The sequence below is a fragment of the Micromonospora sp. NBC_01405 genome, from assembly GCF_045040155.1.
GTDB lineage: Bacteria > Actinomycetota > Actinomycetes > Mycobacteriales > Micromonosporaceae > Micromonospora.
Genome location: NZ_CP109532.1, coordinates 1742956 through 1765883, shown reverse-complemented (window position 1 = coordinate 1765883; position 22928 = coordinate 1742956). Strand labels below are relative to the sequence as shown.

At 67.9% G+C, this 22928-nt stretch carries 8 protein-coding genes and 1 pseudogene; 1 reads left to right on the top strand and 8 read right to left on the bottom strand.

What is annotated here, in order from left to right; all coding sequences use genetic code 11:
• Nucleotides 1–657: 657 nt before the first annotated feature.
• The 3 genes from OG559_RS06725 to OG559_RS06715 all read right to left on the bottom strand — a co-directional run bounded on the left by OG559_RS06725 (nucleotide 658) and on the right by OG559_RS06715 (nucleotide 2885).
• Nucleotides 658–1314, bottom strand: coding sequence for an HAD family hydrolase (locus tag OG559_RS06725; protein WP_405113503.1), 657 nt, complete (start codon nucleotides 1312–1314; stop codon nucleotides 658–660).
• A 336-nt stretch (nucleotides 1315–1650) separates the two neighbouring features.
• Nucleotides 1651–2058 carry a hypothetical protein gene (locus tag OG559_RS06720; protein WP_405113501.1) on the bottom strand — a complete coding sequence of 136 codons (408 nt, stop codon included), beginning with the start codon at nucleotides 2056–2058 and terminating at the stop codon, nucleotides 1651–1653.
• Nucleotides 2055–2885, bottom strand: a complete 831-nt coding sequence (locus tag OG559_RS06715) for an IS5 family transposase (RefSeq protein WP_405113499.1) — start codon at nucleotides 2883–2885, stop codon at nucleotides 2055–2057. The genes OG559_RS06720 and OG559_RS06715 overlap by 4 nt, the downstream gene beginning before the upstream one ends.
• 2407 nt (nucleotides 2886–5292) lie before the next feature.
• On the opposite strand from OG559_RS06715, the pseudogene OG559_RS06710 reads away from it, so the two are divergent.
• Nucleotides 5293–5808 (top strand): annotated as a pseudogene (locus OG559_RS06710) (replication-relaxation family protein); the annotation flags it as partial.
• Nucleotides 5809–6023: 215 nt separating this feature from the next.
• On the opposite strand, the gene OG559_RS06705 reads toward OG559_RS06710, so the two are convergent.
• From OG559_RS06705 to OG559_RS06685, 5 genes are all read right to left on the bottom strand, one after another.
• Entirely contained in the window at nucleotides 6024–6635 is a 612-nt protein-coding gene (locus tag OG559_RS06705; protein ID WP_405113497.1) for a hypothetical protein, read from the bottom strand.
• A gap of 179 nt (nucleotides 6636–6814) precedes the next feature.
• Nucleotides 6815–8950: a UvrD-helicase domain-containing protein gene (locus tag OG559_RS06700; protein WP_405113495.1), complete on the bottom strand. Its 2136-nt coding sequence runs from the start codon at nucleotides 8948–8950 to the stop codon at nucleotides 6815–6817.
• Complete coding sequence (locus OG559_RS06695) at nucleotides 8950–15288, bottom strand: DEAD/DEAH box helicase (protein ID WP_405113493.1); 6339 nt, start codon at nucleotides 15286–15288, stop codon at nucleotides 8950–8952. Before OG559_RS06695 ends, OG559_RS06700 begins: the two co-directional genes overlap by 1 nt.
• Nucleotides 15285–19994, bottom strand: a complete 4710-nt coding sequence (locus OG559_RS06690; RefSeq protein ID WP_405113491.1) for an Eco57I restriction-modification methylase domain-containing protein — start codon at nucleotides 19992–19994, stop codon at nucleotides 15285–15287. The genes OG559_RS06695 and OG559_RS06690 overlap by 4 nt, the downstream gene beginning before the upstream one ends.
• Nucleotides 19991–22894 carry a helicase-related protein gene (locus OG559_RS06685; RefSeq protein ID WP_405113489.1) on the bottom strand — a complete coding sequence of 968 codons (2904 nt, stop codon included), beginning with the start codon at nucleotides 22892–22894 and terminating at the stop codon, nucleotides 19991–19993. The genes OG559_RS06690 and OG559_RS06685 overlap by 4 nt, the downstream gene beginning before the upstream one ends.
• Nucleotides 22895–22928: the final 34 nt, after the last annotated feature.

Here is a 22928-nt window from a genome sequence, read left to right as displayed (position 1 = left end):
AGTCTGGCGGTTGCTGAAGAAGCTGGGACTGCAGTTTCACCTGCCAGTTCGTCGGGAGCCGGGTCGCCGACCTCTACCCGTAGACCCAGAACTGCGGCGTCGGATCGGCTGATCAGCCGGTCCGACGACGGCACCAGGGCTGGAGAACGACACCAAAGGCGCTGCAGGACGGGAAGACTCCGGTGGCGGCCATTGCGACGCCGCGATCTGGGCCCCGGTGACCGGCAGGGTGGGCGAGACCTGGTCGAGCAAGCGCTGCGCCACGATGGCGTCGATCTCGACGTCTGCGCTGATGCGAACATCGGCCACGGTAGCCAGGTCCACGACGTCGTCGCTGGTGAACGCATCAGCTCCGAGAGTACTCAGCCGTCGCGCGAACTCCTGGACATTGATCATTTGCAGCCTCATCGTCGGATTGTTAATTATCCACCGTAACCCCCGCTCCGGTCGGCGGATCCTGCGCCCGCCGTGCGGGCCACTGGGGCCGACAATCGGCGCCGACAACTGCGACCGCTGCGCGGAAGTCCGCAACTCTTCGGTGAGCTAATCGCGCGCCTGCAGGGCCGTCACGCTCTGTGTTACCCATGCTGTCCCGCGACGCCCGGAAATGCCGCTTACCGGGTGCTGTGCAGCTTCGTTCGAGCGGTTGGGCAGTGGTCAGGTGGTCGGCTTGTTGTGTTTGCGGATGAGGTCGGGTAGTTCGGTGAGTGAGTCGAGGTGGAACAGGCAGCGGTCGCTGATCGCTGTGTCGTTGAGGATGTGTCCCCAGGGGCCTCGGCGGATGAGTGCGGTGGGGATACCTGCTTCTTGTGCTGGTCGGATGTCGTTGTCGAGGCGGTCTCCGACGTAGAGCACCTGGTCGGCGGGGCAACCGGCTTCGGTGACTACGCGGTTGAAGAAGGCGGGGGAGGGCTTCTCTACGCCCCAGCCGTCCGAGGTGCCGATCACGTCCACCGGTAGGTTCAGGGCTCGCAGGATGGTTTCTGCGCGTGCTGTCTGGTTGCCGGCGAGGCCGACGTGGAGCCCTGCCGCGCGTAGCGCGGCCAGGCAGGGGCGGGCGTCGGGGTAGAGGTCGTCTTCGGTGAATGATTCGGGTTGTCCTGCTGCGGTGCGGCGTTGCCGTTCCTGGGTCAGGTTGAATCCTGGTCGGAAGGCCTGGAAGGTTTCCCGGTAGTCGAGGCCGCGGGCGATGACTGCGCCGAAGACGGCGGAGAAGGTGTGGCGTGGTACGCCGAGCCAGTCTGCCCAGGTGCCGTACTCGCGGGACTCGTCGACGATGGTCTCGCCCACATCGAAGAACACGCTGGTGATCACCTGGCGATTGTGCCGTGTGCCCTTCAGTGGATCAACGTGCGCCCCGAGCCGAGCCGAGCCGAGCCGCTTGGCGCGGTGAGGGTGAAGTGTTACCCCGTGGCGCTGGGCGAGCGTCTTCGACCTTGCTGGCCGGTGGGCATGAGGTGGTGGGATCGGCTCAATCGTGACCGCTCGATGTGGGACTGGGGCGGCGGCAGGCCGTGCGCGTGGTATGAGGCGGCCCCGAGATTGGTGCTGGTGGGGTGGGGGCGTAGGTCGGCCTGGTCTCTGAGGATCACACCGGCAAGTTGGGCACCAGAAGCCGCGTCGGGCGGTGTGAGAGGGCGGTTCGCAGGGTTAGGTCCGTTTCGAGGTGAGGGTGAATACGCCGGGTTCGTCTTCGGTCAGGACGTTGCGGTGGACCATGCGTTTCAGCTTCGCGCGGGTGCTCTCGACGTGGTTCGGTGAGGGCTCGACGTCGAGTGCGATGCAGATGGCTTTGGCGCGCATGCCGGCGGGCGCGGTGGTGAGGACGTCCAGGATCTGCTGGTAGGGGGCGCTGGCGATCGTCGGGTCGTCGGCGGTGAACTCGGCGGCGGTGAGGGCGCTCAAGGTGGTGCGGGTGGTCGCCAGGGCGGCCAGTTCGCCCTCGATGCGGGCGAGTTCGCTGGTGAGGGCGGCGATCTGCTCGCGTAGCCGGTCGACGGTCTGACCGGCGGTGGTTTCGCGTGCGGTGATCAGGTCGAGGATCGCGGTGAGGTTCACCGGTGCCGCCAGGACGGCGTGCTGGTGCCTGTCAGCCGACGCACGATGGTCGCCATCGACGCCCACAACGTCCGGGACACCGCCGATTCTGGGCGGCTCTCGTACTCGCGGACGAGACGACGGTGCAGCATCAAGGTGCCGTAGGTCTGTTCCACGATCCACCGCTTGCGTACCGGCACGAACCCGGGGCGGGAGTCGGATCGCTTGACGACCTCGACGTCGACCCCGAGGACGGCGCCGTGCAGCGCGAAGTCCTGCTTGAAGCCGGCGTCGACCCAGGCCCGGGTGACCGTCGGGGTGTGCTCGACGACCTTGTCGAGCAGCCGTATGCCGATGGCGTTGTCGGTGACCGACGCGGCGGTCACCACGACCGCGATGATCAGACCGAGGGTGTCCACGGCCAGGCCGCGCTTACGGCCGGACACCTTCTTGCCGACGTCCTTGCCGGTCGTGGCGGCCGGAACATGGTTCGCCGCCCGGACCGACTGGCTGTCCAACACGACCGCGGTCGGATCCTCCCGACGGCCGGCCTTCTCCCGCACCTGACACCGCAGCAGATCATGGATCGCCTGGTCCGTGCCGTCGTCCCGCCACAGCGCGAAGTAGTAGTAGGTCGCCGACTTCGGCGGCAGGTCGTGCGGCAGGTACGTCCACTGACAACCCGTCCGGTTCTGGTAGAGGATCGCGTTCACGATCTCCCGCAGGTCGTAGTCACCCTGATTCCCCGACACCGAGACCCGCTTGGCCTTCCACGCCCGCAGGAACGGCCCGATCAACGCCCACTGCGCGTCGGTGACGTCACTGGGGTACGGCTTCCGATCACCCATGACCGACCCAACGCCGCTACCGCTCTACGGTCACGACCACCCCTCACATTCCCGCATCGAGAGACATCAACCTACGACGAGACCCCCGAAGATTCTCCAACCGGACGCAAGACATAGATCAACCAGAAGGCCCTCAAACCGCCCTCTAAAGGGCACGGGTGCCCGCGTCAGCCGAGCGATGAGGTCGCGGAACGACGCGAGCGACGCGACATGCGGATTCGCGCGGAACGGATCGAGCTCGCGATGGCCGAGATGGATGACAAACCGCCGACTGACGACATCGAGTTCGGTCCCGGCCGCGATACACGTGTACGGCGCGGAGGACTGCCTGGCCTCGGTCGAGGTCGGTGAACCGCCCGCCGGGCCACTCTGGGTGAACCCCGATCGGGCCGTCGTTTGTTGGCGACATGATCACGGCACACCTGCGCCCTTCGGCAACCCATCAGCTCGCTGGGACGCCATGCAGCGATCGGATTGCGGCATGTTTAGTTCGTCGACCGACCACGAGAGCCGAAGTTCGATGGCTGCGGCGCGGCCAGCAGTACGGTCGTTCTGGGTGGATGGCACACCCGCTCGATGCCTGAAGCCCAGATCGAGCGGGTGTGCGTTCCTGTCGGCTATCTACCGGCCGGGGTGGATCGGCTCTACCATCGCCCTAATCATGTCCGCCCGATGCTCCGAGCCGGAGGCTAGAAGGACGATGACAGCTCCGGCCACAAGGACGCCGACGAAGGCAAGCCAAGTTAACGGCGACAGGCTCGACTGAACGGTTTCGATCTCCACGACGGTCTCCTAACGCTTCGGCGACCGAGCTGGAGACAAGCAAGACTCAGCTCGGCCACGTATGGACAGGCAGAGGTCCCGCTCCGACGGGCGGAAACCTCGTATTGCTCTGACCAAGCGCTGTGTAGGTACCGCTAATTATTCGCTCGTGTTCTGTCTGGTCTCTTCTATAGAGAGCGCGTTCGGTAGTCGGCACCGAAGTTCGCCGCAAAGCATTAACCAGAGGGTCAGACGCCACCCCGAAGGCTGACACTTGCCGGACAGCGTACCCGACCACCACGACCACTGCTGCGAAGGCGCCCCAGCCAGCTGAGCAGTCGGTCGCCGAGTCGGGTGGCGGGGATGCGTTGAGTGACGGCGGCGATGGTGACTGTGCAGGCCCACTCTCGCCCGGATGGTCGAGTGCACTCAACTCGACATGAGAGGGCTTGGGCGTGGCTTCGCCTGATCGGGGATCTCGCCGTCCGTGGGTGGGGTCGCGGGGTATCGAGTAGGTAGTGCCAGACCAGGACGGGGGCGAAGTCGTGTCGGTTGAGCAAGCCTTTGCGCTGTAGGTGGGAAGCCGTCGGGGCTGGGCTCGTCGGCGGTCCGCCCTCGCTGTCGCTGGCGAACCCGGCATGCAATTCTGGCGGCTGGGAAACGGCGAAGTGGCCCTGACCGGTCTGTCGGCGAGAGCGTCGTCTCTTAATGTGAGATATCTGAACCGGCTGGCCAAGATTTTTCTGCCTGTTTCGGCCGGGAACCCGTCCAACTGGAGACAAGTACAGGTTAGCGGGTGCTACTGCGTCCAGCTGGGTCCAGAAACGTCATGATCGGCTGCTGCTGGTGATGGTGGTTGACATGGTGCTGCCGGCGGAGGCGTACTGGTACGCAGACGACCGCGTGGCGGTCTGCCCGCCGGGGCCGATCGGCCGGTCTGGTGACGCTCCTTTGGGAGCGTCGCCGGTCGTTCGAGGCTCGGGAGGGGCGGGCCGTCGATGGGTCTGAGTGACAGGGGGTTCGCCATGAAGGATGTTTCTCCGGCTGGTTGAGTCGACGCCCTACCGGACCGTCGTGATGTCGACGGCTCCCGGAGCATCTGTCCCAGGCTGAGACGTCCCACTACCGGCGCGGCGCTATGCCGCCCTGCTCACCGCATCTGCTACCGCCGTTCCCGCTGCCGCGACCGCCTTTCCGGTGGTCGTGTCGGTCGTTGCTGTCCTCATCCGCCCTCGGGTCGACCGGATGCCCGGTCGGCGTGTTCGTTGGCAACTCCACAGTGCGCTTCTCCGTAGTCCACCGCACTCGCTGTGGCTGCGTATCCCTGCGGCGTCGTGACTGTCGTCGCCTTTCATCTTTCTCGATCAAGGAGTCGCTGTGTTCTTCGTTCTCTCGTCTCTGTGCGCTCCGGCTTGGTGCCGGTGGCGGTGACAGATCCCGTTTCAGTCCCCGTTGCGGGGTCCGGGTTGGTGTCGGTGTTGAGGTCAGTCTTCAACCGGACGCCGGAACGGACCCCCTGTTCTGTCTCACACCGCTGGTCAGGTCGGCTGTCAGCGCTGTCGGTTTGTCCTGCGACAGACCCTGCCTGGTCTCGGGTCTCTCCCCCTGGGGCTGGCGTTCCGTATCGGAAAGGAGGTGGTAGCTGGTGGATGATCCGGTTCTTCGGGTCCAGTCCCAGTTGACCGGCCGTGACCGCGTGGTGTTGGGCTGGTTGTACGACCACGGGGTGTTGACGTCGTTCCAGCTCGCGCACGCCCTGTTCCCGTCTCTGGATTTCTGTCAGCGGCGGTTGCGGACGTTGTACCGGTTGCGGCTGGTGGCGCGGTTCCGGCCGCAGCGCGCTGACGGTGGTTCGTACCCGTATCACTACGTCATTGACCAGCTCGGTGCGGAGGTCGTCGCCGCCGGCCGCGATGAGCGTCCGCCCCGGCGTGATCACGCCCGCGTCGAGCGGCGCCGCTGGACGTCCAGCCGCACCCTGGAGCATCGCCTCGGGGTGAACGGCTTCTTCACCGACCTCGCCGGCCACGCCCGCACCCACCCTGATGCCCGGCTGGGGGAGTGGCTGTCGGAAGCGGCGTGCCGGCGGTCGGGGGTGTTCACCCGGCCGGGGGATCCGGCTCTGGTGCGCGCCTATCAGCCTCGGGTACGTCCGGACGGGGGGGTCTGTGGAGCGTCTGCCGGCCTGCTCTGGCTGATCCGGTTCCGCAACGTCTTGTGATGCAGACCAAGTTGTCGTATTGACGGATCATCGACTGGCGTCAAGATCCGGCGGTCGGTCTGGGGCGAGGGCGACCTGCAGGTCGCGAGGTGCGATCCCTCTGGGAAGCCAACCCCTCGAGCGCTTCGTGACCGTGTGCTTGGTCGACGCCCCTGTCAGCTCAGCAGCGTCCGGGCGCGTTGACTCGGCTTGAGGGTCGTGACTTTGAATGGACAGTTCTTGTCCGTCAGCAGGGCATATGCGTCGATGGCCCGGGTGGCGGCGTCTTGAGCCTGGTAGGCAGGCTTCACGCCGCGTCCTCGGTTGCGGAACAGGGCGCCGTAGAAGGCGGAGCTGAATACGCCGCTCTCGTGCCAGCCGATGATGGAGGAGGTGCCCACGTAGGTGACCTCGCCATGGAGGCAGTCTCGTACCGCCTTCTGCCACGCGCCGGTGCCGGTCTTGCAGCCGTCCGCGATGATGGCACCGGTCGAGATGCCTTTGCCCCTGCCTGCCGCGACCTCCCCGAGCTGCTCGAAGGACACGGTGAACTCGCCGTCCGTGCTGGTGAACGACGGCGTGACGCTGTGGTCGCCATGGGCCATGACGTGTAGGACGTCGCATGACGAAGTGAACGCGGACAGCACGGTGTCGGGATCACGTGATCGGACGAAGTCGATTTCCACGATCGGAGCTTCACAACCGGCGTTGATGTTCTGCAGTGTCGACTGGACGAACGTCATCGCAGCATCGAACGACGAGTCCAGCCCGATGTCGAGCAAGGTCACTCTTCTCGGCCTCATCCACGACCCTTCCTGGCGCTTGCATGGTCGACATGGCCTGGAAAGGGGTATGCGTGAACGACCGTAGTGACCGTCACCCACGCCGCTTCACCGACTCGTTCCGGCTGCCTGATCTCCCATCTGACATCGGGCGCGGCTTCCTCCCCAGGCCTCCTACTCGGCTGTCAGCTTCGTTGCACCACTATCAGCTGATCACGTGCCCGGGTCGCCGCGACGTAGGTCAACGACCGGGCCCGGAGCTCCGCGTCCGCGCGCTCGGCAGGATCCAGCAAGGCGAGGCGTTCCATCTCCGCCGGCGATGGTTTGCCTGCGGCCAGCAGGACCTTGGAGAACTCGGTGCCCTTGGCACGGTGCATCGTGAGTACTGGTACTCGGCCTGCCGGGGGGCGGTCACGGTCCACGGCGCGGGCATCGATGCCGGCGTCGGTGAGAGCGGTGACGACGCGGTCGCGGTGGTACCGGTCGGGGACCAGGACGGCGACGTTCTCGACCGGGTCTCCGGCGTCGAGCCACGTGCGCACGTGTCGGACGACCACCGCTGCTTCTTCGGCAAGGGAGTCGACGAGTTCGATGATGGGCATCGGGCCGGTGCGGGCCGATCGGTAGCCGGTTCCTTCCGGCTCGTCCTGCAGGTCGACGTACTGGCCGCCTCCGAGGATCGTCATGGCGTAGTGCAGGTTCTGCGCCGTGGTCCGGTAGTTCAGGGTGAGCCGCTGGGAGCGGCCGACGATGGCGACGCCGTACCGCCCGAGCACGACTCGGGTGCCGTAGATGCGCTGGTGGGAGTCCTCGGCGATGAACAGGTCGTCGGCGTGCTCCCCGACGACGGCGCGGAGCAGGAGCCAGTGGGTGGGTGAGAGATCCTGCCCTTCGTCGACGAGCACGTGATCGGCGGGGCGCGGGTCGGCGACCGTCAGGTGCGCTGCGGCGACTGCGGCGGCCTCGGCGAAGTCGAGGCCGCCGTCGGCCCGACAGCGGGCCCGGTATGCCTCGACGAGTGCCCAGACGGCTCGGCGTTTGGCACGGTCCAGCGCGACGCCTCGACCTGGTCGGCGTACTCGTAGATAGCCGACCTCGTCGTGCACCTTGTTGGGTAGGACGACGTGCGCGTATTCCGAGGCGAGGAACGTCTCGTTGGCCAGTTCGTACGGCAGCATGGTGCCGGTCGATTCGACGACCTCCCGCCAACGATTCGGTGCGGTGCGGGCCAGCGGCGTCGACCGTTCCTCGCCGAGGACCTCCCGCATCGCGGGGGCCAGGCCGCGACCAGCGATCCGTAGCACTGCGGAGGCGAGCGCGTCCACACCTGTCACGTACACGCCGGGCTGGTCGAGGGCCTTGGCCTGTGGCACACGCGGGTCGAGCTGGCCGAGGCTGTCGCCCAAGGCGTCCGCGAGGTTGGTGGTGAAGGTGGTCAGGACGATCCGGGCGTCGGGGTTGCGGCGGGCGAGTGCGCGGGCCCGATGGACGAGCACGACGGTCTTGCCGGTGCCGGCTCCGCCCGAGAGCCGGAACGGGCCACTGTACGAGCGGTCGACGTAGCGACGCTGCTCGGGGTGCAGGAAGATCCGCCAGGCACCGAAGTCGCCGCCCTCGATGACGCGACGCAATTCCTCTTGGTCGTCAATGAACGCGTACTGCAGCGCGGCGGCCGGATGTTTGAGTGACTGCAACACGTCGGCATCTTCGTCACCGGACGAGGAGGCCTTCTCCAGCTGCATGCGTCGGACGATCGCGTCGATGTCGTCCCCTGCGGCCAGGTCGACCAGGATGGTGCCGATCCAGCCCTCGTACCGCTGTGCGAGGTCGAGGATGCCGTCCTCGTCGGAGGCGGCCACGGCATGGGTGACGACGTCTTCGGGGAGCCCGAGCCGCTCGACGAGTTCGCTGCGTTCGTGGCCGAGCCGAGCGAACAGCGGCTTCGTAGGCCTCGTCGTGGTCTCGTCGGGAGGCGAAGCCGGGGCTGGGGAAGGCTCGATCTCTTCGATCTGGGGCAGGCCGTTGATCGGGTTGACCCTCAGCCGTACGCGTCGAGCGATGCCGATGGCGTCGTCGTGCGGCCAGATGCCGTGGATGACGTAGTGGGTTTCACCGTCGCCGTCGAGGCGGAACATGACAGCCCGCCAGAAGTCGTCGACCCGCCCGGTGCGAACCCGCGGATCGACGCTGTGCTGGATGGGTTCGACGTGCAGGCCCGGGGTGGCGTCGTCGACTCCGAGCTTCTGTAGGAAGGTCATCGCCTTTCCACGGACCGAGCCATCGATCTTGCTGGCGAGCTTTCCCATGATGATGGTCGGCATCAGTGTCCTTCGTCCGTCTCGACGGCAGCGTGGGCCAGGGCAGCGACGACCTCGGCGGGCGTGGGCGCCACCAACCGCCAGCCGTGGCGGGTCAGGTCGGTGCGGTCCTGGGGCGGCATGTGGGGGAAGGCCACGGCGACACGCAGCGTAGGCCAGCAGATGTCGAGCGGGATGCCGTCCGGGCCCTCCGCTCCGACGGTCGGTGGTGTGACGTCGTGGTTGGCCAGGGAGCTGATCAGTTCCTTCTCGTCCTGGGAGAACGCGGCCTCGTACACGTCGGCCCAGGCACCCACCGGCCGTAGCGGCTCGGCCGTGTCCGGCCTGCCGGCGATCGGCTCGACGAGACTGGTCGTCGTCACGGCGGTCGGCCAGTCTCGTGGACCGAGCGCGTTCGCGAGCCGCAACCAGGCACGCCACGATTCGGCGTGTCTTTCGTCGAGCATCTCGGACCGATCGTCGAGCACGGCTGCGACCTCGACGCCGGCGGTTTGCCTCATCTCGACGACAGCTGCGAGGGAACCGCTGCGGTGCAGGTGAACTCTGCGCTCGCCGACGGGCGACTCCTCACCGAGCAGTGCCGCCCGGCCCACCTGGGCGAGGGTGACGTCCGAGGCAACCTGGAGCGGTTGCGCCCCGGCGGACAGGAACATCGGTACGGCGCGTGCGGCGGCCCGCGCCGCAGCCGGGTTCGGGTCGAGAACCCAGCCGACCAGCCAGTCGACCATCCCGCGGCCCAGAGCCTTGTACGCCTCCGGCGGTGCCTGGAATCCCGGTACGTTCATCAAGCTGCCGGCCAGGGCGGCATTCCACCACTGCGGCGCGGTGTGGGTGCCGGTTTCGGCAGCGGCGATGTCGGCGCTGGTCAGGGCGACCACCACCATGCCCAGGTCACGCAGGTGGGCACGCTTGGCGGCATCGTCCGCGAGCCGGTTCACGGTAGCGGTGGCGTGGTAGGCCCGGCCATCGGTGAAGACCGCGACGTCGGGCACGTTCGTGTCGTTGGCCTTGAGCAGGAAGTCCGGCCGCGAGTTGGCGACGTTCACCTGTGGCGTCAGGGTCCAGTGCCGGGGTGTGCCGGGCAGGGTGAACCGGGCGACGTTGCCGACCGGGGAAGGCGTCTCGGTGACCGCCGCGCCGCTACGGCGCAGCCGGCCCAGGAAAACCCGGTGGAACGCACGCTCCAGATGGGACTCCGGTTCCTCGTTCGGGGCCACCTTGGTCACCGTCCAGGTCGTGTCCTCGGCTGTGTGCACGTCGGGAGCCAACCCGAGCAGGGTATGCAGGTGCCGTTCGGCCGAGGCCCGCGAAACCCGGCGGACGACTCCCGGTGGAGGGAACGGTAGCAGGCAGCGATGGCAGGCCAGGCGCTCCTCGAGACGGCACTCGCAGTCCCGCACCCGGTTCCAGGCAAGGACCAGCAGCTTCCTGAAGTCGTCCGGACCGGCGATGCCGGCCAGATACCCTGTGCCACCGGGAACGGTGTCGTGCAGCAGGATCGCGTCGTGGTTGTCGCTTCCGTCCGACAACGTCGGATCGACGACCTGCTCGACCCGGATGTGGTCGGGGTGGCCGCCCATCTGCTCGCGCAGGCCTAGCAGCAGCGCTGCGGACAGACTCGGTAGGGCGAAGTCGTCGCCGAGGGTGACCGTATGGGGCAACCGGACCAGCAGACCCTGGGTGCGCAGGGTCCGGGACAGCGCGACGGTGCTGGTCACCTCGCTCACCGAAGTCCGGTGCGGGCACCAGGGACGGTGCTCGTGCGGCCGGTTTCGGCCGGTGTCGGTGTCGCGTTTCCCGCAGCCTGAGCAGACCCGGAACAACGTTCCCTGCCGTTCGGCCCCGGCGATGGTACGGGTCGGGCCGTGCCCGGCCGGGCCGAGATTGAGCCAGCGGATGTCGACCGAGCGAAGGAGGCTGCAACCCAGCCCGATACCCTCGGCGAACCATCGGTCCGCCACGTCGTCCGGGTTCACGTCGACGGTGGTCACGATCTGGAAGGCGACCTGGCCCCGCTCGTCGCGGCGGTCGGAGATGGCCACCTCGTCACGCCGCAGTTCGGCGGAGACCCGGGTGAGTTCGACCACGTCGAGGCGTTGCCCGGTGTCGTGGATTCCCCGGCTGCCGCAGCGCGGGCAGGTGACCGGGACGACTTCTCTTCCGGTCAGAGCCAGATCGGCGGCGTACCCACAATCCGGGCAGAACGCCCACGTGCGGACCGACGCCCCGTCCAGGCCGAGATCGACAGCGTCGATCTCGATCTCCCAGCCACGGGCGTAAAAGGTGGCTCCGGGCGCGAACTCCCGAAGGGCGTGTGCCGAGCCCCGCTGGAACTGGGCACTGTCGTAGCGGTACTTGGCGTCGTCCGGGTCGATCCACGACAGACCGACGTCCAGGGTGACGGTGTCGTCGAGCAGCGTGTAGTTGGGCAGTAGCCCGTACTCCTCGAGGACACCGATCCAGTAGCTGCTACGCAGATGAGCCAGCTGACCACCGGTCATCTGCCGGGTCGCCTGCGCGGACCGCAGAGCCTGCCGGTCGTCCTCGGTCACCGCAGGAGACTGCGCCCGCGCCTCGAGTTCCGGAAGAAGTTCGGTGATCTTCGCTCGGCGCTGTTCGAGCACCGCGACCGTCTGCTGCCAGCGCCCGCTCGCCTCCTGCAGGTGCCGGGCGAATCCGCTGCTGCGTGGGCCGGCCTTCGGCACCAGCCAGTCTCGCAGCCCGTCCACCACCTCGCCGGGTAGGTCGGCCAGCGTCGCGACGAAGCGGGCCAGATCCTGCTCCCACGACTGCTCGGCACGCAGGACCAAGTCACCGAGGAAGGTGCCCGGCGCGCAGGACCCGATGGCCCCGGCCGCCCTGCTCGGATGCCGGCGGCCCTGCTCCCGAGCCGACGCGTCGATCAGGTAGGCCGTGTACTGACGGCGCAGGATCTCCTCGGCGGCCAGGTAGGTCGCCGGTGGTCGCACCTCGCCGTCGATCACCGACAGCGGGTCGCCGAGCTTCGGCAGGTGCTCGCCGCGACCGGTGACAAACGACAGGTCGAAAGCGTTTCCGGTGAGACGCCCAGCCCGCCCGACCCGCTGCAGATAGGAAGCCACCGTACGAGGCAGCGAGGCGAGAAACACCGCAGACAGGTCGCCGATGTCGATGCCCATCTCCAGGGTGGGCGTCGCGACCAGCACGTTCGGCGCCTGCGGGCTGGTCGCCGCACCACGGAAACCGTCCTCGTACGCCAGACGCGTCGCGTCGTCGAGCAAGCTGGTGTGCTCCCGGGCGACGACCCGCCGCATGTCCGGCGAGGCGTAGAGGCGGCGGTAGAAGTTCTCGGCCGGCAGCGGCTGAGACCGCAGGCGTCCACGGCACCGTACGTTCAGGCAAGGTGCCCCGGACAGCTGGACGACGGTGGCGACGCCGCCGGGCATGCTGCCCCGGCAGGTGTCGCAGACCAGAAGGTGCCGCCCGGAGGCCAGGTCGGCCTCGTCCGTCGGGGCCACCACCACCCCGGAGGCGGGTAAGGCGTAGACGGTGGCCCCGGACTGGCTGGTCGTCGTGGTCAGCACACCGTCACGGGCGAGCCGCTCGAACAGCATCCGGGCGAGCCGGCCACCGTCGAGGGGCGAGACGTCGAGCACCCGCGACGTCCAGCGGGCATACCAGGACTGAGAGGCGGTCACCGGGTCCAGGTGGGAGTAGTTGGTCGGCCCCGGCGAGCCACCCACCTTCGGGTACGCCGGTCGCGGCCGGTCGCGGGGAAACGCCGGCATGCCGTCCCCGCGGGGCCGGCCACCCCAGATCGACCAGTCGCGGCCGTCCTCGGCGCGATAACGGTCGAACCACGGATGCTCGATCGCGCCCTGTATCCGCATCCGGTCCAGCACACCGCGCACCCACTGCACCAGGACGTCGTCGCCGACACCGGCCGACCCCAGACGCTCCTGCCAGGCGGTGCCGTCGAGGGCGGCCCGAGCCAGGCCGGCGATGCGTGCCGGAAGACCCGCCTCGACCTCGACCGCCACGGACCCGGTCAGCTCCAGCGTCCGGCCGATACGGGAGTTCAGCCCGAACTCCAGGGAGGCATCCAGGGCCAGCCGCTTGCGTACCCGCGAGTGCACCGACGTCTTGACGGCTCGCTGACGCGGCGCCTGCCAGAACGGCGTGAACGACTCCCGGTCGGCACAGTCCGGTGCCAGGACCCGGTAGCGCCGGACCGGATCGTCACCCGCCTTCGTCAGCACCTCCTCCACCAACCGGTCGAGCGTCAGCGCCCCCTCCGCGACAGCCTCGTGCAACACCGAACGCATGGTCAGCGTGTGCGACCGGGCCTGCACGAAGCCGGCCCGGTGCGCCGCGTCCTGCACCGAGTCGGTGAAGACCAGCGCCTTCTTCTCCTCGGAGGCCAGTTTCGGCGCACCGAAGAGGGTGGACAGCGACACCGACAGCAGGGTGGCGATGGCGCTGCCCAGGAACCGGATGCCGTCCTCCTGCCCGCACGACGGGCACGTGTCCTTGCGGCTGAGCTCGTCGGCGGTGTCCCCGACGTTCGTCAGCACCGGCAGGACCCAACCGTCACGCAAATCTGGATCGTCCACGTCGACCGTGCCCAGCAACTCCCGGCTGCGCACCGCGAACCACACCAGCCCCTCGACCGGCGACTCGTCGTCGGATCGGACGGCGGCCTCGGCCGGCGCGTACAGCAGGGGTCTGAATCGGCCCTCCCGGGCGGCATGCTGCCGACGGATGCTCTCGTCGTCCGGGGCCAGGCTGTCGCCCACCGGGGCGAGCCCGACCCCCCACCCGGACCGCCCGCAGTGCCGGCAGAAGATCGCCGGGAACGAGGGGCGAGCCTCCTCGGCCTCGTCACCCGCGACCACCGGCCCGTCGTCACTCCACCGGAACCGCGCCGTGGCGGCCGCAGCCCGATCGATGCGGGTCAGCTCCCGCACCCACAGGTGCACGTCGACCGAGAGCGCACTGCCACCGACGACCTTACGTACGTGCCCGAGCATCGCCAGGACCTGCGACAACGATGCCTCGGCCTGCTCCGGCTCGGCCTGCGGACCGAACACCCGTAGGGCGAGGTCGCCGAGCGCGACGGCCTGACCGGCCGACCGCGCCAGCTCGATCACGAGCGGATGCGCCCGGCACAGCGCCGACAACGTCCCCGGCGCTGCGCCGGCGAGCTCGTCGCTGGTCACCCCGTAGAGCAGCCCGAGTACGGCGTATGCGGCCTCCGCGCCGGAGGCGTCCAGGCTCACCTCCGGTAGCGGCCGGATTCCGGAAGCGCGCAACTCGTCGAGGCTCTTCGGTGTGAATCCGGCCGTGGCAACCGCCTCGGCCGCGCCGTCGGCCCAGTCCGCCAGGCTGAGCCGCGTCTCGGTGACCACCGACGTGGAGTCGAAGCGTTCCCCGAAGACGGTGTGGGCGAACTCTCGCATCACCGACGGGTCACCCTTGTCACCGAGCGTCGCCGAGGTCGCGACCGGCGTCATCAGGCCCAGCGGCCGGGATCGGGCGGCGTCGTCAACGAGTGGATCGTCGTCACGCCAGTGGCTCTTGATCGTCAGTCCCAGCCGGCGCAGCAGCATCGCCACGTCGGTGCCCTGCGCCCCGTCGTAGGTATGGAACTCGTCCAACACCAGGTAGCGAAGGCTCGTCGCCGACTGCCGCCACACCTCCTGGTCCTCGGAGCGCAGCAGCAGCTGGTCGAGCATCTTGTAGTTGGTGAGCAGCAGGTCCGGGGCGGTGTCCCGGATCGCCACCCGGTCCGTGATCAGACCATCCGGGGTGACCGTGGTGCGGGTGGCTCCCTCCTGCCCGGTGTAGAGCGCGGCCGTCACACCGGCCAGCGCCGAGTGCGTGGTGAGCAGGCGGGTCAGACGCGCCGCCTGGTCGTTGGCGAGCGCGTTCATCGGATACAGGATCAGCGCCTTCGTGCCGGTCACCCCGTCCCGCCGAGCCCGGATCACGTGGTCAAGGATCGGATGCAGGAACGCCTCGGTCTTGCCCGAACCCGTGCCGGTGGTGACCAACGTCGGCAGCGGCCGACGCGGCTCGTCGCCGACCGTCGACGCCAGCCGAGCGAACGCCGCTGCCTGGTGGCCGTAAGGCGGGAAGCCCTCGTACCACTCCAGGCTGGTCCGCCCCCCTTCCTCGGCGGGCCGGAACGGCAGCCGCAGTCGCACGTAGGGACCCTTGAACATGCCCATGTCCGGGTCGGAAAGGAACCGATTCAAACCGTCGCGTGCGTTGCCGTCGGTCAGCCCGAACGTCGTCGTGAGGTAGTCGACCAGACCCTGCCGGACTCGGGCTGCCTGGAAGGTGGGCAGCAGTTCGCTCACGAACGCTCCCTTAGCCGCTCCTCGAAGACGGCGTACGCCTGCAGCATGTCCGCCTCCCGATCGAGGGTGACGAACGGCAGTTCGTAGGTGTAGGTGTAGCCGGCCTGGTTGGTCGCGGTCCGTTCCTCTGCGGTGATCCGGTCGCCCTTCCTGCGCCACACGGTGAGCACCGAATTAGGCACGAGACGCCCGTTGACGTCGTAGAAGTAGACGTTGCGGTCGTAGCCTCGCAGCACCGCGAACTGGGTCCGGTAGATCGAACAGAGCTCGTCGGCTGTCAACCCGAGCATCAACGCGACCAGCGCATCGATCTCGACCAGCCCCTGACGCCGGTCGGCGGCGATCCGCAAGGGCGTATTGGCGGTCCAATCCGGGCCGACCTGCTCCAGCGGCTTCCGCCGACGATGCGTGAACCCACCCGCCCACTCGTCGTCAGCGAATTCGTTTAGGTGACACTCCAGCCAAAGGTCGGCGTAGGCTGCGGTCACCGAGTTCAGACGCAGCGCGCGCAAGAGCAGGAACGGGTCGAGCGGGTGTGGATCTCCACCGGCGATTCGAGAAACAGCACCAGCGCGAATTGTGGACTTGGGTGCCACCCGAATAGAAAAGTCGGTGATCATGGACGAGAGATATCCGCTAAGGATAACCAGATTCCGCAATTCGCCGGCAGGCATTCCCATGGAGAAGATGCCGTCAACGTGACTGGCGCCCGGTGGGATGATTCCCGGAATTAAGGTTCGTTCGCCCTGGTTGGCGGCCATCGTCCGCCAGGCGATGCGGTAGTGGTCGCGGGCGGGGTCAGGATGGTCCTCGTCACCCCAGTCGGTGTAGGCGCAGTCGTATTCGTACCGTTCGCCGATGGGTTGGTATGCGGTGGCCGGGATCGCGTCGGAAGGTAACTGTTCGAAGTCTGTTGCCGACCAGTCTCGGTTACTGGCCATCGTTAGATTTGGGATCTTGTTGAATGGGGTTCCAACATAGATGTGCGGCCCTTGCAGGATCACGTCGTCCCAGGACTCCGGCACGGCCCACTCCGACTCGAAGTAGCCCTTCCGGCGGTCAGTAGTCTCGTTCCAGCCTTGAGAGAAGCTGAGGTCCAGATCTCCGATGCGGCCGGAGGTGGATAGTTTTTCTAGCACTGAAGCCGTGGACCTGTTCACCGCATAAACCATCCGGGTGTGCCGTACTGGAACCTCGTCGCCTTCCATCATGGTGTGCCAGGCTCGGAGCGTCTCGTCGGTGACGTGGGTGATCCGGGATTGATGGGGCCGCAGGTCCCAGTTGCCCTCATCATCCTTGAGCCCAGGTTCCGGGCCGGAACCGTCGTGTATAAGCGAACGAATTGCCGTGTCGGGATGATAGAGCCAGCTGGCCTGCGTGAAGCGCGGTCTGGTTCGCGGCGGCCCATGAATCGTCACGCCGAAATGCTTGTAGTGTTCAATCTCAAAGAGGTTTAGCTCATTGACAAAGTGCCAGTGGCGTCGGAGGCGATTATAGGCTGCGGAACGCAGCCGGCCTGCCTTTTCGTCGGTAAAGTGTGACTCATAATGGATTATGCCAGCGATGCCGCACTTCGAGCCGTGCCGCCACATCGCCTCCATAAAGCAGCGATACAGGTCGGGGCGCAGGCCAGTGAGATGTGGGTACTGCAGCGTCGAGCTAACGAAGGATCGAATGCACCCGGTTTCCGCCGCGCCGTCGCTGACTAGTTCAGCCACGCCGGGCAGGGCCAGTGTTGACGCCCTCTTGTCTGCAATCTGCGCCTGAGTCGGTTTGTGAGCGAGCTGCCACCAAGGATCGCCTTCGGCCAGCAGGGCATTCGTATCGACGTCCGGACGCACCCACGGTGGGTTACCGACCTGGAGGTCAAAGCCCCCGCGGGCGAAGACAGTTGCGAAGTCCAGGTTCCAGTGGAAGAAGCCCTGTCGTTGGGCGATCCGCTCGCAGACCACCAGCCATGGGTGCTTCTGGAGCACCTCGCCGATGGATTCCGCGCTGGCGAAACCGATCTCCAGAGACTCGGCTTCGTCCAGCTCGGCCCAACTCATGCCCGCACCGAAGCGCAGCTCGACCGGCTTGCGCTTGTGCACGTCCGGGTTGCGACCGAGGAGCGCCTGCAGGCCGGCGATCCATTGTGCGGCCGTCGGCGGCTCGATCACCTCGCCGTTCACGGTGGTGAGGGTGTCAGTGAGGGGCCAGAACCACAGGGCGGTCCATGCGTCCATCGCTCGTCGTAGCCGACGGTAGGCACCATTCTGGTCGGCGAGCGCCTTCTCGATCTGCTCGCGGGTCACCGCCCCACCGGCGGGCAGCTTACTCATGCCCCAGACCGGGATCGACCGGCGGATCTGCTCCTCGGCGATGGTGAGCCGCCGGTAGGCGATCTGCCACAGGGTCTCGGCCCGATGCGCGAGTTCGGTGTACGCGTCGACCTGGGTCTTCGTGGGCTTGTTCCGCGTGCGGGTTCGCCACCTCTTGAGCTTTTTCGCCGCATCCGGGACGAGCGCGGCGGCCTCGTTCGCGTCGGCGGCCGCGCCCCAGCCGTCGGCGGGCAGCAGGAAGTGGTGGATGCCGTCGGTGGCAACCCGGCCGGCGCCGATGTCCTCGACCAGCGAGGTCAGCGGCACGTCCTGCGGCACGGCTCCCAGCCAGGACTTGTCGGCGACCTGGCTGCGGCGGTATACGGCGCGGCGGGCACCGATCAGCGAGTTGCCTCGGCGTAGGTGCAGGCCGAACCATGGCGCGGACAGGCCCTCGACCATGGTGTCCAGCCAGAGCGAGATCTCGGCCAGTTCGACGGCGGTGTCGTTGAGGTCGACGCCGTAGACGTTGTGCAGGGCCAGGTACGCCTTGACCTCCTGCAAGCGCTTCGGGTACTCGTCCGGGTCGATGCGCTGGTCGAGTTCCCTCTGGCGGCGCTTGAGGTACTGCTCGGCGAGCTGGCGGACCGCTTCGATGGCGAACGCGCCTGAGCCGAGGGCCGGCTCGCAGATCGTCATGTGCAGGATCTGCTCGGCTGGAGTCTCGTCGGTGAGCAGTTCCTCCAGGGCCTGCCCGACGGTGAAGCGGGTCAGCACCTCGGGGGTGTAGTAGGAGGCCGACTGCTGGCGTTCCCGCCCGGCGAGGCGGAACACGAACGAACCCTGCTGGTGCACCACCGGGCGGGATTCGCCGGTCACCGGGTCGATGGTCTTCACGAAGCCGGCGGCGGCGATGCCGTCGGCCCGTTCGACGGGGACGACCCACGATCCCTTCGAGCTGTCGCCGTTCTTGGCCACCTCGTACAGGTCGGTGTCGGCGAAGAAGCCGGTGTAGGACATCAGGCCCTCGTAGACTGCGCCGAGCTGGTTGATGCCAAGCTCGGCGTACGAGATGAAGCCTCGGTCCTTGCCGCGCTGTTCCTTGCTGAGCAGCAGGTGTGCCAGCACCTGCTGGACGGCGACGTTGCCCAGGCCGACCTCGTCGATGTGGGCGATGGCTTCGGGACGGAACAGGTCGGCGCGCAGCGGGTTGAAGGTCAGGCCCGGGATGCTCGTCGCATCGTCGTCGTCGTCGTCGCCGGTGGCGGCTGGTGGGTGGCCCTTGTCGACGAGGCGGAACAGGACCCCCAGCGATTCGTAGAGGTGCGTGCCGGTGCGGGCCCGGGGGGTGGCCAGTTCGACCTGCACCAGTTCGCGGAGCCGGTCGAGGCTGTAGCCCTGGTCGTACTCGGGGGCACCGACCGGCAGCACGCCCAGCTCGGGGGAGGCTTCGGCGTAGAGCAGGAACAGGATCCGGTAGAGGAACCGCAGCGACTGTCGAGCCAACGGCTGGGCCTCGGATTTCGGCAGCGGCGGCAGCCCTTGGGCACGGCGGCGGGCGACGACCTCGTTGGCGACGATCTCGATGGAGAGGCGTACGCCCTCGCGTAGGTCCTGGGAGACGCCGACGGTGTGCTTGACCGAGGCCTCCAGCACGCCGTGCCACCACAGCTTGCCGTCGGCGTCCGGGGCAGTCGACTCGGCGCATAGGCAGGCCAGCGCTCGGTCGATCTCGCCGCCCTTCTTGGTGTCGTTGCGTTCGCAGACGAGCTGGATGTCGACGGCGAGGTAGCGGCCTTCGGCCCAGCGTTCGCGTTCGGCGAGCAGCGCCCACCGCCCGGCCAGCACCAGCACCAGTTCCGGGGCGTCGTCGGCGACGAAGAGGGCGGACAGCAGCCGGGCGACGCTTTTGACGTCCTCGCCGTGTTCGGTCAGCCGAACTGGTTCGTCGAGCGTCACCGCGTCGCGGGCGAGTAGTTCCTCGCCGGTGGCCACGGGCAGGGCGGTGACGACGACCAGCGGCGCGTGTCCAGTGACACCGACCGAGGAGACCCGGGTAACCGGCCCTGTCTCGACGGTGACCAGGCCGGGCGCGTCGAGCCCGAGGATGGCGCGCATCCTCGTGGCGACGCGGGCGGGTGCGCCGTGGGCTGTCCGACTGCCAGTCTGCTCGGTGGCGGCGGCCGGGTCGAGAAGCTCGAACAGGGTGGCCAGGTCGCTTTCCAGCTCCTTGCGAGCGGCGAGGAACCGGGACCGTGGTGTCGGGCGCTTCTCCGCGTCCTCGGCGTCCCACGCGGTGCGGCGTTCCAGGACCTTGGCGCGGAACGATTCTCTCGTGGCCTCGGTGGTGAAGTAGTGCTCGGAGATCCAGCCTTCGCCGACGAGGATCGCGTCCGAACCGCTCACTCGTTCTCGCCTTCTGTGTCGGGCACGACCACCAGCAGCGGGCGTACGAGTTGTCGGGACGGTGCCATCGACTCGGCCAGTTCACGTTCCTCGTCGATGCGGGCCCGGCTGGCTTGGACGTCGCTGCGCCGGATCAGGACGTCCGCTCCCTCGTCCCACGCGTCGAGCTTGCGGCGCCAGGTCTCGACCCGTTGCTGGGCGTCGCGGCTGGCCGCCTCGAAGACGTTCTTCTCCAGGTAGGCCGCTGCCTGGTGCACCGCAGGCGCGACCAGAGGTTCGAGGCTGTCGATCGAGGGCACGGGGCCGGGGTTGGCCCGCGGTGTGGTCCAGCCCAGCTCCTGCAACGCGGTACGGACCGACTCGTGCGGCGTCACCAGGACGAACGACGGATCCTCCGGGGCAGGGAACTGCGCGGTCAGCCACGCCGTCGAGACCACCTGCCCCCGCTTGTTCGTCAGCGTGCCGAGCAGCAGCACCGTCGGAGTCTCCACGGCACCGCGCACGGCGAACACCTCGTTGCGGCCGAGGGCAGCCAGGGCCCGGTCGGCGGCCCAGTCGAGGACCGGGTGCAGTGGGCTCAGGTAGTGTGCGTCGGGCCAGGTCGTACCGCTGCGGTCGCGAAGGGCGGCGGCGAGCCGTTCCCGGCCTCGGGCCATGGTCGTGGCGAGCACCAGGCGTTCGGTGACCTTGCGGTCGGCGAGATAGCTCTGCGGCAGCACGTCGAGGCGTTGCACCAGGTCGGTCGGGGGGACGAGTTCTGCAGTGCCGAACGCCTCGTCGCGGCGCCAGCCGATACCGCCTCGGGCCGGCGGCGCGGTGGGGTCGACGAACGCCTCCCGCAGGGCCTCCTCCAGGTACGAGATCTCGTCGTCGTAGAGGCCCGAGCCGGCGTCGCCAGCCTCCATAGTGGAGGCTAGGGGCATAGTTTCGTCGGTCGTCTGTCCGGAGGACTCGAAGATCTGGGCGAACAGCGCTGCGAGGTCGTTCCCGGCGGCGACCTCGGCGACCGGCCGGATCACGTCGTCGAGCTGCTTGGTGCGGGCGAGCACGGACCGGATCTCGTTCTCCTCGCCCTTGACGTCGTACTGTCCCATCAGCGAGGCGACGTCACCCAGAGCGGTGTGCGCCTCGTTCTCCTTCTCGATCAGCTTGGCGAGCACGCGGACGTCTCCGGCAAAATTCTCGCTGGCAGGGTCGAGCAGCAGGGCGGTGACGCGAGGCGGGTGCTTCTGGCCGTACCGGTCGATGCGGCCGTTGCGCTGCTCGATGCGGATCAGGCTCCACGGGATGTCGTAGTGGACGAGCTGGTGGCACTGGGCATGCAGGTTGACTCCCTCGGAGGCGACGTCGCCGGTCACCAGCACGCGTACCGCCGCCTGCTCCTGCTTGAAGCGCTCGACGACGTCCTGCTGCTCGGCGTCGGTGAGGCCGCCATGCATCAGTTCGACGGCGTTCGCCGGTAGGCCGAGGTCCTTCGGCAGGCTGCGGTGCAGCCAGCGCAGCGTCTCCAGGCGCTCGGCGAAGACCACCGCCCGGGTGGAGGAGCCGGGGCCGACACCGATCTCCTCCAAGTACGCCACCAGCCGGGTGTACTTGGCCGACGGCTCTCGCATGGTCCGCTCGTTGAGCTGTCGCAGGTGGCGCAGGGCCCGCAGTTCGACCTCCGCTCGCTGGGACGGCACCTTTTCGTCCTTGGCGACCCGGTCGATGCGGCCCTCGATCGTCTCCTGAAGTGCGGCCGGTGAGGACAGGAACGCCTTCGCGAGCGTCCAGGGGAAGAACGCCGCGCGTGGTCCCGAGTACGGGCTTCCGCCCTCGCCGGGCCACAGCCAGGTGTGCTCGAGTTCGTCGGCGACCGCGTTCTCGGCAGAGGTAGCCGGCACGAGGACGTTGTTCGGCTCCTGCCGCTCCGCCCAGTCGGCACCGACGGCGTTTGCGACCTCCGGGCTGTGCCGGTGGCGACGGACGACGAGCCGACGAACCTCCTCCCGGTCGAGGACCCCGCTCGGTGGCACGGCGGCCGGATCGAGCAGGCGCACCAACTCGGCGAAGGACTCCGCCTTGCCGTTGTGCGGGGTGGCCGAAGCCAGGATCAGGGCCTCGGCGTTGCGGGCGAGCAGACGAGCGAGCCGATTGTTGAGAGTCGCGGCGTTCGACAAGTTGTGCGACTCGTCGATGACCACCGCGTCCCACCGCTGTCTACGCAGGCTGGCCACGTACCGGTCGGACTTGAGCGTGTCGATCGAGATGATCGCTCGGCGGTAGTAGGTGAACGGGTTGCGGGTCGCCGGTAGTTTCTGTCGGACTCGCTGGATGCCGGCGGTGTCGAGCCGCACGAATGGCAGGGCGAACCGGGTCCACAGCTCGTGCTGCATCTGTTCGAGCACGTGGCGTGGGGTCACCACGAGGATGCGGTCGCCGCGGCCGCGACGTACCAGCTCGGAGAGGATCATGCCGATCTCGAGGGTCTTGCCGAGCCCGACGGCGTCGGCGAGCAGGATCCGGGGTCGCAGGTTCGCCGGATCCAACGCCTTGCGTGTCGCCGACTGCTGGTAGCCCAACGCGTCTGCCAGCCCTCTGGTGGCCGCAGACAGCGAGCGCTCTCCAAGAGGTACGGCCGTCTTCCGGAGCGTCGATTCCAGCCAGAGGCGCGCGGTGCGGTATCGAGGGCTGGAATCGGCCACCACCCGGGCCCGAGCGGGGTCCGACACGACCACCCGGTCCAGCCGGGTGTAGAACGAGGCGGTGGTGTCGCGGACTAGTTCACCGAGTCCCTGGACGTGGACCAGAGTGCCGTCGGCTGTCTCCTCGGCCGCGCGGACGAGCCATTCCTCGTCGCGGACCACGACGACCGATCCTGGTGCGAGCGTACCGTGGACGTCTGGCTTGGTTGCCGGCACAGGCGCATGCTCCGTCTTCGAGAACGTCACGAAA